Annotated in this window: 12 protein-coding genes; 5 read left to right on the top strand and 7 right to left on the bottom strand. The window is 63.2% G+C overall.

The genetic code is table 11. The annotated features are described in order from the left end of the window. The first annotated feature begins 149 nt into the window (after window positions 1-149). The 3 genes from ACPFMA_RS22380 (at window position 150) to ACPFMA_RS22370 (ending at window position 2,026) form a co-directional block, all read left to right on the top strand. Entirely contained in the window at window positions 150-860 is a 711-nt protein-coding gene (locus tag ACPFMA_RS22380; RefSeq protein ID WP_009395175.1) for a tRNA-uridine aminocarboxypropyltransferase, read from the top strand. A gap of 77 nt (window positions 861-937) precedes the next feature. After that, on the top strand, window positions 938-1,588 hold the full coding sequence (erdR, locus tag ACPFMA_RS22375; protein ID WP_009395174.1) for a response regulator transcription factor ErdR: 651 nt from the start codon (window positions 938-940) through the stop codon (window positions 1,586-1,588). A 75-nt stretch (window positions 1,589-1,663) separates the two neighbouring features. Then, window positions 1,664-2,026: a diacylglycerol kinase gene (locus ACPFMA_RS22370; RefSeq protein WP_009395173.1), complete on the top strand. Its 363-nt coding sequence runs from the start codon at window positions 1,664-1,666 to the stop codon at window positions 2,024-2,026. Between the two features lie 16 nt (window positions 2,027-2,042). On the opposite strand, the gene ACPFMA_RS22365 is transcribed toward ACPFMA_RS22370, so the two are convergent. Beyond that, window positions 2,043-2,969, bottom strand: a complete 927-nt coding sequence (locus tag ACPFMA_RS22365) for a LysR family transcriptional regulator (protein ID WP_425928772.1) — start codon at window positions 2,967-2,969, stop codon at window positions 2,043-2,045. Between the two features lie 123 nt (window positions 2,970-3,092). Here ACPFMA_RS22365 and fpr point away from each other — a divergent pair, with 123 nt between their 5' ends. Next, entirely contained in the window at window positions 3,093-3,872 is a 780-nt protein-coding gene (gene fpr / locus ACPFMA_RS22360; RefSeq protein ID WP_009395171.1) for a ferredoxin-NADP reductase, read from the top strand. A 125-nt stretch (window positions 3,873-3,997) separates the two neighbouring features. Here fpr and tsaA read toward each other — a convergent pair whose 3' ends face one another. From tsaA to rimO, 4 genes are all read right to left on the bottom strand, one after another. Beyond that, complete coding sequence (tsaA, locus tag ACPFMA_RS22355) at window positions 3,998-4,696, bottom strand: tRNA (N6-threonylcarbamoyladenosine(37)-N6)-methyltransferase TrmO (protein ID WP_425930623.1); 699 nt, start codon at window positions 4,694-4,696, stop codon at window positions 3,998-4,000. Window positions 4,697-4,703: 7 nt separating this feature from the next. Then, window positions 4,704-5,165 carry a DUF1456 family protein gene (locus ACPFMA_RS22350; protein WP_064302318.1) on the bottom strand — a complete coding sequence of 154 codons (462 nt, stop codon included), beginning with the start codon at window positions 5,163-5,165 and terminating at the stop codon, window positions 4,704-4,706. 41 nt (window positions 5,166-5,206) lie between these two features. After that, window positions 5,207-5,917 (bottom strand): rRNA pseudouridine synthase, encoded by a 711-nt coding sequence (locus ACPFMA_RS22345; RefSeq protein ID WP_425928771.1) that lies wholly within the window; start codon window positions 5,915-5,917, stop codon window positions 5,207-5,209. A 93-nt stretch (window positions 5,918-6,010) separates the two neighbouring features. Beyond that, window positions 6,011-7,348, bottom strand: a complete 1,338-nt coding sequence (gene rimO / locus ACPFMA_RS22340) for a 30S ribosomal protein S12 methylthiotransferase RimO (protein WP_009395167.1) — start codon at window positions 7,346-7,348, stop codon at window positions 6,011-6,013. 267 nt (window positions 7,349-7,615) lie between these two features. Between rimO and ACPFMA_RS22335 the strand changes: the two genes are divergently transcribed. Continuing rightward, entirely contained in the window at window positions 7,616-9,514 is a 1,899-nt protein-coding gene (locus ACPFMA_RS22335) for a potassium transporter Kup (protein WP_420057939.1), read from the top strand. Between the two features lie 138 nt (window positions 9,515-9,652). On the opposite strand, the gene ACPFMA_RS22330 is transcribed toward ACPFMA_RS22335, so the two are convergent. After that, the gene (locus ACPFMA_RS22330; protein WP_064302312.1) at window positions 9,653-10,948 is read right to left on the bottom strand and encodes a virulence factor family protein; all 1,296 of its coding nucleotides are present in this window, start codon (window positions 10,946-10,948) and stop codon (window positions 9,653-9,655) included. Beyond that, a complete protein-coding gene (gene mprF, locus ACPFMA_RS22325) occupies window positions 10,948-13,587 on the bottom strand; it encodes a bifunctional lysylphosphatidylglycerol flippase/synthetase MprF (RefSeq protein ID WP_425928770.1) in 2,640 nt (879 codons plus the stop codon). The genes ACPFMA_RS22330 and mprF overlap by 1 nt, the downstream gene beginning before the upstream one ends. Window positions 13,588-13,627 lie beyond the last annotated feature (40 nt).

The following is a 13,627-nucleotide window of genomic DNA, read 5'->3' as shown; positions in this document are numbered from 1 at the left end:
AGTCATTCGCAACCATCAATAAGCCCGGGATTATAGTGGAGTCGGAGATTTCCCTGCACGGTAAAGCGTTGTGCCGTAAACTCCCGCCGATTCCGCCCGTCCGAGCGCTTGCCGTTGCCTGTCGTTATCCTTTCTCGTCGAATGTCTTCATGAGCCACGCTGTCTCACGCCTGCGCGCCGAGCGCCTGGCCCTAAGTATCAAACCCTTTGTCGCCCGTGGTTCCCGCGCTCCGCGTTGTCCTGATTGCCGGGTGATCTTCGATTATTGCCTGTGCGCATGGCGCCCACGGGTCGCGGCGGCGTCGGCGATGTGCCTGCTGATGCATGACACTGAGCCACTCAAGCCAACCAACACCGGTTGGCTTATTGCCGACGTAATCGACGATACCAGCGCCTTCGGCTGGCAGCGTACGATGGTGGACCAACAATTGCTCGCCCTGCTCGAAAAGCCCGACTGGCAACCCTATATCGTGTTCCCGGGTGAGTTCGTCGAGTCGTCGCGCGTGGTCACCGAGGTGCGTCCGCAGCCGGGCAAGCGGCCGTTGTTCATCCTGCTGGATGCGACCTGGACCGAGGCACGCAAGATGTTCCGCAAGAGTCCTTACCTGGACCGTTTCCCGGTGCTGAGCCTGGAGCCCGAGCAGATCTCCCGATACCGTCTGCGCCGCTCGAAGCGCGACGACCATTTCTGTACCGCAGAAGTGGCGGCGATGTGCCTGGAGCTGGCCGGCGACCAGGATGCCGCGCAGGCACTGGATGCCTACCTCGATGTTTTCAGTGCTCACTACCTGGGGGCCAAGTTCCGCCTGCCGCTGGACATCGACGATGCTGTCCATCAGCGCCTTAGGCCCTTCCTATAGTCCAAGGGGCAAATGTTGCACTTTGCTTCATAATGATGAAACTTCCGGATCCAGCACAGAACAGGTTCATTAGATCGATGGCCACCTACGAAATCCTGATTGCCGATGACCACCCGCTTTTCCGCAGCGCCCTGCGCCAGGCCGTGACCCTGGGGCTGGGCCCTGACGTGCGTCTGGTGGAGGCCGCCAGCATCGCCGAACTGGAAACCCGTCTCGCCGAAAAATCCGATTGGGACCTGGTCCTGCTCGACCTGAACATGCCCGGTGCCTATGGATTCTCCGGTCTGGTGCTGCTGCGCGGGCAGTATCCGCAGATTCCGGTGGTGATGGTGTCGGCCCAGGAAGAAGCGGCGGTCGTCGTCAAGTCCCGGGAATTCGGCGCCAGTGGTTTCATTCCCAAGTCCAGCCCGCTGGAGGACATCCAGGATGCTGTGCGCAAGGTGCTCGATGGCGAGGTCTGGTGGCCGCCGCAGGCCTTCGAGAAGGTCGATGTCTCCGCCGAGGCCAAGGCTGCCAGCGAAGGCCTGGCCAGCCTGACACCGCAGCAATTCCGCGTTCTGACCATGGTTTGCGAAGGGTTGCTGAACAAGCAGATCGCCTATGAGCTGAATGTCTCCGAGGCGACCATCAAGGCCCACGTCACGGCCATCTTCCGCAAGCTGGGTGTGCGCACACGGACCCAGGCCGCACTGCTGTTGCAGCAACTGGAGTCGGTTTCCTCCAGCTGATTAACGACCTTCACGGTTTTTTGACTCGCGGTGCACTAGTCTGCAGCGCTTTCCACAGTCGGAAGTGGTTCTTCTATGTCGCCCTTCAAAGGTCAGACCGGTTTCAAACGTGTTTTCAATGCGGCGGGCTACTCCCTCGATGGCCTGCGTGCGGCGTTCTCTGGCGAGGCGGCCTTCCGCCAGCTGGTGCTGCTCAATGTAATCCTGGTGCCGTTGGCATTCTGGCTGGATGTCAGTCGTGCCGAGCGGGCCATCCTGATCGCGGTGTGCCTCCTGGGCCTGATCGTCGAACTGCTCAACTCCGCGGTAGAGGCGGCGATCGACCGTATTTCCCTCGATCGCCATCCATTGTCGAAGAACGCCAAGGACATGGGCAGCGCCGCCCAGTTCGTGGCGCTGACCATGGTCGGGCTGGTGTGGGGGGTGATCCTGCTCTAGGTTTTTCGTACAGAGCCTAGGCGATACTGGGCAGCACGATCTCATCGCTACGACTCACCCCGGCGGTAAAGCTCCTGCACAGTTCGAGGAATTCCCTCATCGCCGAGGTCTGGTACTTCTGCTTGTGCCAGATAAAGAAGAACTGCCGCGCCAGGTCCAGTTCCGGGGTTTGCACCGGTACCAGGCTGCCGCGGCGGAAAGCATCGCGCAGGGCCAGGCGGGAAATGCAGCCGATGCCCAGCCCGGATTCCACGGCGCGCTTGATCGCCTCGGTATGTTCCAGCTCAAGACGGATATTAAGTTCCGAACGGTGGTGGCGCATGGCCTGGTCGAAGGTCAGGCGGGTACCGGAGCCTTCCTCGCGAAGGATCCACGCCTCTCGGGTCAGTTCGTCGAGGCTGGCGCTGCCGCGCTTGGCCAAGGGATGTTGCGGGGCGCAGAAAACGATCAGCTCATCCGCCACCCAAGGCTGTACTTCCAGGTCCGGATGGTTGCAGTCGCCTTCGATTAGACCCAGATCAATTTCGTAGTGAGCCACCTGTTGCACGATATGTGCAGTGTTCTGCACATGCAGCTTGACCTGGCTTTCCGGGTGTACCTGCATGAAGCTGCCGATCAGCAGGGTCGCCAGGTAATTGCCGATGGTCAGGGTCGCGCCGACCGCCAGTGAGCCGAAACCGGACTTGCCGTTGAGCAGGTCCTCGATTTCCTTGGCCTGGTCCAGCAGTGCCACCGCCTGGGGCAGCAGTTGATGGCCCAGGGCATTGAGGCTCAAGCGTTTGCCGGCACGGTCGAAGAGTTGGCAGCTGGATTGCCGTTCAAGCTCGGTAATGGAAGTGCTGGCCGCCGATTGCGACAACGCCAGCAAGCTGGCGGCACGCGAGACGCTCTGATGTTGCGCGACGGCGACGAAGACCTGAAGCTGACGTAGGGTAAATCGCATATCTATATAACCGATAAGACATATCTTGATAATTCATTTAACAGATATTGTCCTCCGCATTAAACTATCGCGCAATCGCGCTCTCGGTTTTAGCGCTGCGTTTTTCTCAGGAGCCCCCTTAACATGAGCAACATGAACCACGAACGTGTCCTCAGTGTTCACCACTGGAACGACACCCTGTTCAGCTTCAAGTGCACCCGCGACCCGGGCCTGCGCTTCGAGAACGGTCAGTTCGTGATGATCGGCCTGCAACAGCCCAACGGCCGCCCGCTCATGCGTGCTTACTCCATCGCCAGCCCGAACTGGGAAGAGCACCTGGAGTTCTTCAGCATCAAGGTGCCCGACGGTCCGCTCACCTCCCAGCTGCAGCACCTGAAGGAAGGCGACGAGATCATCATCAGCAAGAAGCCTACCGGTACCCTGGTCCTCGACGACCTGAACCCGGGCAAGCACCTGTACCTGCTCAGCACCGGCACCGGCCTGGCGCCCTTCATGAGTGTCATCCAGGATCCGGAAACCTACGAGCGTTTCGAGAAAGTCATCCTGGTCCACGGCGTTCGCTACGTGAACGAAGTCGCCTACCGCGAGTTCATCACCGAGCACCTGCCGCAGAACGAGTTCTTCGGCGAAGCGCTGCGTGAAAAGCTGATCTACTACCCGACCGTAACCCGCGAGCCCTTCGAGAACCAGGGTCGCCTGACCGACCTGATGCGCAGCGGCAAGCTGTTCAGCGACATCGGCCTGCCGCCGATCAACCCCCAGGACGACCGCGCGATGATCTGCGGTAGCCCGAGCATGCTCGACGAGACCAGCGAAGTGCTGGACAGCTTCGGCCTGAAGATCTCGCCGCGCATGCGCGAGCCGGGTGACTACCTGATCGAGCGTGCTTTCGTCGAGAAGTAAGCTGATATAAAAAAGCGCAGGCCTTGGCCTGCGCTTTTTTTTGTCTGGGATTTATGTGGTGTGCTTTCGGGCCCCATCGCTGGCAAGCCAGCTTCCACAGGGTTCGGCAGCGCCGCTCAAAACATCTATACAGGATCAGCCACCACTTCCAGCACCCTGATCCTCTCCGGCTCCGGATAGTGCCACCTGACCTGCACATCCCAGAACTTCACCCCATACACTCGTTCCGGCGGCGGCACCTGATAGGCCGGCCGCGGATCCTGGGCCAGGCACTGCTCGATCAGCGCCACCAGCGGCTCGGCCAGCCGTTGTGCATGCTCATGCGCCTGTACCAGCGCCTCATCACTCCATTCCACGGCGATCGCCATAGGCGGAGCGCTGGCCATGCCGTTGCTCGCCCCGGCGATGCTGTCGGCGTAGGGCACATAGGGTTTGATATCGAGAACGGGCGTACCGTCCAGCAAGTCGATGCCCGACAGCAGCAGTCGTCCTGGCTCGACCTTTTCCAGCTTGACCACTGACTGCCCGATGCCGTTCGGACGATGCGTCGCCCGGGTCGCGAACACGCCCATGGATGCATTGCCGCCGAGGCGGGGAGGGCGAACCTTCAAGCGCGGCTTGTCCTCCAGCGTCTGGTGGAACAGGAACAGCAGCCACACGTGGCTGCACTGCTCCAGCCCGGCCACAGCCTCGCCGGAATCGAACGGCGGCACCAGCTCCAGCACGCCACGGGCCGCTGGCGCCAGTTGCGGCTGACGCGGTATGGCGAACTTCTCCTTGAAGCAGGAGCGCATGAAACCGACCGGCGAGACCTTGTAGTCCATCGTCGTATCAGCCACGGATCCGTTGGCTCAGACCCTTGAGGAAATTGCGCAGCAATTGGTCGCCGCAAGGACGGAAGTTGTCATGCCCGACCTTGCGGAACAGCGCGCTCAATTCGGTCTTGGATACCGGGAAGTTCACCGCCTTGAGCAGGGCGAGGATATCGTCGTCCTTGAGTTCGAAGGCTACCCGCAGCTTCTTGAGGATGGTGTTGTTGCTGACCGGCAGCTCGATCGGCGGCAGCGGACGGCTTTCATCGCGACCGCGGCGGAAGATCACCAGGCCGTCGAGAAAGTGCGCCATGGCTTCGTCCGGGCAGTGCACGAAGTCCTTGTCATCCTCTTTCTTCAGGTAGCCGGCCATGTCTGCGTCGCTCAGCTTGAAGCCATTGCTGCGGGCGATCTGGGCCATCTTGGTGTCGGTGATATCCAGCATGTAGCGCAGGCTGCGCAGTACGTCATTGTGGATCATGTATGGAGTCCTGTTCGGGAGTCTCGCCAGTACGGCGTAGCTCAGAATTTTTCCTTGCTTTCCAGGTAGCGCCATTGTCCGGCGGGCAGCTTGCCCATGGCCACGCCGCCAAGGCGGATGCGGCGCATGCCGACCACCTGCAGGCCGACGCTGCGGCACAGCAGGTCGATCAGGCCGGCCGCAGGGTTCTTCAGCACCAGGCGCAGGCGGGTTTCGTTCTGCCAGCTGGCCTTGACCGGAGGCAGTTCATGGCCTTTCCACTCGAAGCCGCGGTTCAGGCGCTCCAGGCCGTGCTTGATGATTTCGCCGCCGACCTCGACCACATATTCCTGTTCCAGCTTGCGCAGGTCGGAGGTGATCTTGCGCTCGGTGCGCCAGTCCTGGGTGTAGACCTGCAGGCCGCTGGCGCCCGCTTGCAGCTCGGCGAGGCATTTGAGGCGGGCGAAATGCCCGCGCAATACGCGGCGGCCCTCGCTGTGGGCGGGTGAAAGGGTGGCTGCGGTCATGCCCAGGCGAGCGCTTTCGGCAGTCTGCCCGGCTTCCTGGTGCAGCAGCAGGGTCACCGGCTCGGGTGCATCGGCCTTGGCGCCGGGCAGCAGGGCGACGACCTGCTGGTCGACCTGGAATTGCGGCTCGTCGATGACCTCGCCGTCCACGGTGACCCAGCCGCCGCCGATATAGAGTTCGGCCTCGCGACGGGAGCAACCCAGTTGGGCGATAAGGCGTTTGGAGAGACGGGTGGTTTCAGACATTGGGAGGGCCGTGTTGCGGGGGGAATGGGTGGCATTGTAACCGCAGAAAAAACAAAGCCCCGGAAAGGGGCCTGGTTTTTTCCGCTGGAGGCCTTAGACAGGCTCGGCCCAGAGGTCGTACTCATCGGCATCCACTACCCGGCAGCGCACCTTGTCGCCGGGCTTGTAGCCATGGTTGCCATCGATGAACACGTTGCCATCGATTTCCGGTGCGTCGAAGAAGCTGCGACCCACCGAACCTTGCTCCTCGACTTCGTCGATCAGCACTTCGATCTCACGGCCGATGCGCAGTTGCAGGCGGGCGCTGCTGATGGCCTGTTGATGAGCCATGAAGCGGTCCCAGCGGTCCTGCTTGATCTCGTCCGGGACTTCGTCCAGGCCCAGGTCGTTGGCCGGCGCGCCTTCGACGGGTGAGTACTGGAAGCAGCCAACGCGGTCGAGCTGTGCTTCGGTGAGCCAGTCCAGCAGGTACTGGAAGTCTTCTTCGGTTTCACCGGGGAAGCCGACGATGAAGGTGGAGCGAATGATCAGGTCCGGGCACTGTTCGCGCCATTTCTTGATGCGCGCCAGGGTCCGGTCTTCGAAGGCCGGGCGTTTCATGGCCTTGAGCACTTTCGGGCTGGCGTGCTGGAACGGGATATCCAGGTACGGCAGGATCTTGCCGGCAGCCATCAGCGGGATCACGTCGTCCACGTTCGGGTATGGATAGACATAGTGCAAGCGAACCCAGGCGCCCAGGCTGCTCAGGGCTTCGCACAATTCCAGCATGCGGGTCTTGACCGGGCGACCGTTCCAGAAGTCGGTCTTGTACTTGACGTCGACGCCGTAGGCGCTGGTGTCCTGGGAAATCACCAGGATTTCCTTGACCCCGGCCTTGACCAGGCGCTCGGCCTCGCTGAGCACTTCGCCAACCGGGCGGCTGACCAGCTTGCCACGCATCGACGGGATGATGCAAAAGCTGCAGCTATGGTTGCAGCCTTCGGAAATCTTCAGGTAGGCGTAGTGGCGCGGTGTCAGCTTGACGCCCTGTGGCGGCACCAGATCGATCAACGGGTTGTGGTCCTGACGCGGTGGAACCACCTCGTGCACGGCGCTGACCACCTGCTCGTACTGCTGCGGGCCGGTCACGGCCAGAACGCTCGGATGCACATCGCGGATGTTGCCTTCCTCGACGCCCATGCAGCCGGTGACGATGACCTTGCCGTTTTCCTTGATGGCTTCGCCGATCACTTCCAGGGACTCGGCCTTGGCCGAATCGATGAAGCCGCAGGTGTTGACCACCACCACGTCAGCGTCCTGATAGGTGGGCACGACTTCGTAGCCTTCCATCCGCAGTTGGGTGAGGATGCGCTCGGAGTCGACGAGAGCCTTCGGGCACCCGAGTGAGACAAATCCTACCTTCGGCGTGGTGGGAGTATCGGTCGTGGACATGGTTAACCTCGGTGTAGAGGGGCTGCCGGATAGAAGAAGGAGGCAACCCTGGCGGGCGCTTCCAGGCGCCTCTGGTCAAAAAGTGCGCAATTCTAGCGAGCGTTCGCCTGCTTGACCAGCAGAAAAACGACGAACGCTGCGCTATGCTTCGCCGCGTTGCGCCTGTGTCAATTCATGACAGGCGCAACGCGGTTCGGCCGACGAGAAAAATCATGACGTCTGGTACGAGATTCACCGGTTTCCGGTTCTTTTTTGCGGGAGTGGTTGATGGGTCAGGCGAGCAGTGAAGCCGCTGCGGGGCATGGGGCGACCAAGTCGTTGGGCCTGCTGGTGGCAGCTGTCGGGGTGGTCTATGGCGATATCGGGACCAGCCCCTTGTATACCCTCAAGGAAGTCTTTACCGGCGGTTATGGGGTGCCGGTCAACCATGATGGTGTGTTGGGCATTCTTTCCCTGATCGCCTGGTCGCTGATCTGGGTGGTGTCGATCAAGTACGTGACCTTCATCCTGCGTGCCGATAACCAGGGCGAGGGCGGGATCATGGCCTTGACTGCGCTGGCCACCCGGGCCTCGGCGTCACGGCCGAAGCTCAGGGCGATGATGGTGATCTGCGGCCTTATCGGCGCTGCGCTGTTCTATGGCGACAGCATGATCACCCCGGCGGTGTCGGTGCTGTCGGCGGTAGAGGGCATGGAGCTGGCCTTCGACGGCATCGATCACTGGGTGGTGCCGATTGCCCTGGTCGTCCTGGTGGCGCTGTTCCTGGTGCAGAAACACGGTACGGCGAAGATCGGCATCCTGTTCGGTCCGGTAATGGTCGCCTGGTTCGTGGTCCTGGGGCTGCTCGGCCTGCATGGCATTGGCCAGAGCCCTGAGGTGCTCAAGGCTTTCAACCCGGTGTGGGCGGTGCGTTTCTTCATCGTTCATCCCGGCATGGGCGTAGCCATTCTCGGGGCCGTGGTGCTGGCGCTGACCGGCGCCGAGGCGCTGTACGCCGATATGGGCCACTTCGGCCGCAAGCCCATTGCCCGGGCCTGGTTCGCCCTGGTATTGCCGGCGCTGGTGCTCAATTATTTCGGCCAGGGTGCCTTGCTCCTGCAGAACCCGGATGCCGCGCGCAACCCGTTCTATCTGCTGGCGCCGGGCTGGGCACTGCTGCCGTTGATCGCCCTGGCGACCCTGGCCACGGTGATCGCGTCCCAGGCGGTGATTTCCGGCGCGTTCTCCCTGACCCGCCAAGCCATCCAGCTCGGCTATATCCCGCGCATGCAGATCCAGCACACCTCCAGCGACGAGCAGGGACAGATCTATATCGGCGCGGTGAACTGGACGCTGATGGTGGCAGTGGTCCTGCTGGTGATAGGTTTCGAGTCTTCCGGCGCCCTGGCCGCGGCCTACGGCGTGGCGGTGACCGGGACCATGCTGATGACCACCTTGCTGGTGTCCACCGTGATGCTGCTGCTGTGGAAATGGCCACCGTTGCTGGCAGTGCCGATCCTGCTCGGCTTCCTGCTGGTCGATGGCCTGTTCTTCGCCGCGAACCTGCCCAAGGTGGTCCAGGGTGGTGCCTTCCCGGTGCTGGCCGGTGCGGTGCTGCTGTTGTTGATGAGCACCTGGAAGCGCGGCAAGCAGATTCTTGTCGAACGCATCGACGAGGGCGCACTGCCGCTGCCGGTGTTTATCGGCAGTATTCGCGTGCAGCCGCCACACCGGGTGGAGGGCACCGCAGTGTTCCTTACTGCGCGGGCGGATGCGGTTCCCCACGCGCTGTTGCACAACCTGCTGCATAACCAGGTGCTGCACAGCCAGGTGGTGCTATTGACGGTGGTCAGCGAAGACCGGCCGCGGGTGCCGGAGCAGGAACGTTTCGAGGTCGAGGCATATGGCGACGGGTTCTTCCGCGTGCTGCTGCACTTCGGCTTCATGGACGAGCCGGACGTACCGGCGGCGCTGCGCCTGTGCCATCTGGACGAGCTGGACTTCAGCCCTATGCGCACCACCTACTTCCTCAGCCGGGAGACGGTGATCGCCTCGCGGCTGGAAGGGATGGCGCGGTGGCGGGGGAATCTGTTCGCATTCCTGTTGAAGAATGCCAACGGGAACCTGCGGTTCTTCAATCTGCCGCTGAACCGGGTGATCGAGCTGGGCACCCAGGTCGAGATCTGAGATGGATTTGGGGCCTGCTTTGCAGGCCTTTCGCCGGCCACGCCGGCTCCCACAGGGTTTTGTGTTGGCCAGATGATTGGGTCTGGCGCGGATTCTGTGGGAGCTGGCGTTGCCAGCGATAGGGACTTCAGTGGGACATCAATTCTGCTCAGCCACGCTGGTCTTTCCCTGGCGGCTTTCGATCTCTCCGATCAGCTTGCGCGCCAATGCCGGGTAGTTCTCGTCGAAGTGGTGCCCGCCTGGCAGCTTGAGCTTCTCGCCCACTGCCGTGCTGTCGGTGCAGCCGCTTTCATCGGTTTCTTCCACGCCATACACACAGAGCACCTTGGCCGCCGGCATCTTCGCCATTTCCGGGCCGGTCGGGGCCTCCTTGCCTTCCTGGCCCAGCCAGCCTTCCACTTCGATCTCGAAGCTGCCGCTACGGGCGAAAGCCAGCAGGATAACGGCATCGATGCGCTTCTGGTCCGCTTCCGGCAAGCGGTTGTAGATCGCCGGCAGGACGTCCGCGCCGAACGAGTAGCCGGTCAGCACGAAGCGCTTGGTGCCCCACTTCTGCCGGTAGTGCTGCATCAGCTCGGAGAGGTCCACGGCGCTCTGTTCCGGGGTCTTGTGCTGCCAGTAGTAACGCAGGGTGTCGATGCCCACCACTGGATAGCCAAGCTTGGCCATCTCGCCGGCGACATCGCGGTCCAGGTCACGCCAGCCGCCGTCACCGGAAAGGAACAGGGTCACGGTGTCGGTCGTCTGCCCGGCGGGCACCTCCACCACCGGAATGCTCATCGCGTTGCCGTCCTCGCCCAGCAGGGCGGTGGTCAGTTGCGCCTTGAGCACCTGCGGCAGGTGCACATCGTAGTCGGAGATGCTGGTTTCGGCGTTGGCCTGGTCGCGCACGAAAGCGGCGCTGGCATCGTCCGGGTTGTCGTTCCATGCCACGTTCCAGTGACCATGGGGGGCCGACTTGGCGAGCGGAAGCGTGCAGCCCGGGCGTTCCAGGTTGAAGCCCACGGAAATGGCCTGGGCCTTGTCGTCCTTTTGCGCGGCCAGCCAGTCCCAGGCCAGGTTGGCGCCGGGGCCGATGCCGGCGACCAGGGTGGGCGCGCCCTTGAGTTGCTCAGTGGCGAGCTGCACGACTTTCTGCTGCTGGGTGCAGTCGCCCAGCGGCAGGGTGACCTGGACCAGCTGTGCTTCACCGCTCTGGCTCAGGTCCAGCAGTTGCTTGTCGCTCAGCAATTGGTCCTGTGGCGAGGCGATCAGCACCCGGGCCCGAGCGTTGGTGCCGGGGGTGGCGCGCACGGCAGCGCTGCCGTCGCCGAGGGTGATGTGCTCCAGATGCGCCTCCGGAGCCGGGCGCGTCCACAGCCAGAAGCCTGCCGCCGCTGCCAGCAGCGCCGCGAGCAGCGCGCCGAGCAGGTAATGCCAGTAACGTCGAATCATCAGCGTTTCACCAATCCTGTAAGACCGCCCGCGATCAGGGCGGCGGTATCGGCCAGTGCGACCAGCGGATCGAGTCCGGCAGGGACGGCCATGTAACGGGGTTCCCAGTCTGGCTGGAACTTGTCTTTGAAGCGGCGCAGGCCCTGGAAGTTATAGAGCTGCTCGCCGCGCTGGAACACCATCGAGCCCAGGCGCTGGGTCAGTGGTGCGCCGCGCCGCGGCTGCAGGCCCGACAGGGGCACCATGCCAAGGCTGAAGCGGGCATATCCATGCTGTTTATAGTGTTGGATCAGGCCGATCATCATGAATTCCATGGTCAGCTTCGGCGCCTCCGGGTGGGCGCGCATCAAGTCGAGACTGGCCAGTTCGCGACTATGGGTTTCCAGCAGGTTGGCAAAGGCCACCGGTTGGCCCTGGAAGCGGATCAGGGCGATGCGGAAGTGTTGCAGGTAGTCTTCGCTGAAGCGGCCCAGGGAAAAACCTTTCTCGCGCACGTTCTTGCCGCTGAGCCAGGCATCGGAAATGACCTTCAGTTCTTCCAGCGGCGCCTGGCCGGGTTCGTGGATTTCCAGGCTCAGGCCATCGCGGCTGCCTCGGTTCCAGGTGTAGCGCAGGTCCTTCATCTCCTTGCCCTTGGCTTCCAGGTCGAAGCGCGGCAGGTTGACCCGTGCCTCTTCGCCCAGCTTGATCGCCGTCAGGCCGATGTCCATGTAGAACGGCAGGTTCTCGGCGCGCACCTGGTAGAACACCGGGCGGGCGTGATGAACATCGCAGAGGTCGCGGAACTGCCAGATCATCTCCGCGCGACGCTGGGTCGGGCCGATCGGGTCGTACAGCGCGACCAGGCTGCGACCACGGCGCGCGTACATCAGGAAGGCATCATCGTTGGGGTGGAACAGCAGCGCCTTGTCGCCGGTCAAGGCCAGGCCGCCGTCGGGCTGGTCCGACGCCAGCAGGATGCGGTTGGCGCGCTGCAGTTCTTCGGCGGTCGGCAGGTGGATCGTCGGGCGGGCGGTGCGCAGCAGCCAGGTCAGGGCCAGCACGACCAGTAGCACCGCGCTGCCCAGCGCCGAGCGCAGGCCGCGCGGGGCATCGGCATCGAGGGTGAACTGCCACCACAGTTGATGGCTATAGGGCACGTCCTGGTAGGCGAACAGCAACAGCCAGATCGACGCACCGACCACGCAGGCGCTGGCTACCAGGTAGACAGGCGAGAAGGGCAGTTCCAGCAAGCGGCTCGGACGGTAGAACGAGCGCCGGAACAAGGCCAGCAGGCTCGCGGTGAAGATCATGATGCTGGCTTCTTCCCAGTCGAAGCCCTTGAGCAGGGACAGCAGGGCGCCGACCAGCAGCAATATGGTGGTCAGCATCCACGCTGCCGAGAGGCGACGGCGCAGGCCCTGGGCGAGCAGCAGGCAGAGCACGCCGATCAGGCTGGCGCCGAAGTGCGAGGCATCGATCAGGCGGTGCGGGATCAGGAAGCCCAGGTGCTTGAGACGGGTATCGATTTCCGGGGTGGCTCCCGAGAACAGCAGCACCACGCCGGAAAGGAATACCAGTACGGCGAGCACTGGCGCAGCCAGGCCCGAGGCGACCTTGATCGCCTGTTGCGCAAAGAGGAAGCGGCGCGCTTCGCTGGCCAGCAGGATCACGCAGGCCACCAGCATCGGCAGCACCACATAGATGAGGCGATACAGCAGCAGCGCGGCGGCCAGCGGCGCGGCGCCCAACTGGTTGGCAAAGGCGGCCAGCAGAATCGCTTCGAATACACCGACGCCGCCAGGCACATGGCTGAGGACGCCTGCCGCCAGGGCCAGCAGGTAGACCAGCAGGAAGGCGCCGAAAGGTGGGGCTTCGGGCAGCAGCAGGTAGAGCACGGTGGCGGCGGCGGCCACGTCCAGGGCTGTGATGACCAGTTGCAGCAGGGCCAGCCTGGCGCCCGGCAAGCGCAGGGTACGACGACCGACCCGGGCCAGCAGGGCATGGGCGAACGGCTGTTCAGGCAAGCGGCGACGATACAGGCCGTAGGCGAGGGCTGCGCTGAGCAGCAGCACCGTAACGGCGATAGTGGCCAGCACGCCCGCAGGCAGGCGCAGCGCTTCGGCCGCAGCGGGCAGGTTGCTCAGGGTTGCCAGCGCTGCCAGCGGCGGCAGTGCGCAGCCCAGGGACAGGCTGGCGAACAAGGTCATGCGCGCCACTTCGGCGGCGCCGACGCCCTGTCGGGCATACAGGCGGTAACGCACCGAGCCGCCGGAAAGCAGCGACAAACCAATGGCGTTGCCGATGGCAAAGGCGCAGAAGCCGCCCATGACCAGGCTGCCAGCGGGCAGTTTGACGTCGGCATAACGGCTGGCCGACCACTCATAGCCAAGCAGGATCACGAAGCCGATCGCGGTTGCCAGCAAGGCGCCGCCGAGTGCAGGCAATGGCACGCTCAGCAACTGGTCGTGCAGGGCGTAGATGTCCAGCTCGCTGAGCAGGTGCCGGCAGGCGATCAGGGCGATCCCGAACAGCACCAGGGTCACGGCCAGGCCGATGGGTTGGCGATACTTGCTCAGCAGATCGAGCCAGCGCAGGCGGCTGTCGGCGATAGGATGGGCGGCAGTAACAGGAATGTCGGTTTCAGCGGTAGGGCGCATCAATCACCTCGGGGACTGTGCGCGACAGGATGGGCGTATC

Origin of the sequence: Pseudomonas sp. NyZ201 (genome assembly GCF_049860765.1) — a bacterium.
Classification (GTDB): domain Bacteria; phylum Pseudomonadota; class Gammaproteobacteria; order Pseudomonadales; family Pseudomonadaceae; genus Aquipseudomonas; species Aquipseudomonas bharatica.
Note: the sequence above shows the minus strand (reverse complement) of the source record. Positions and strands in the feature narration are given on the sequence as shown.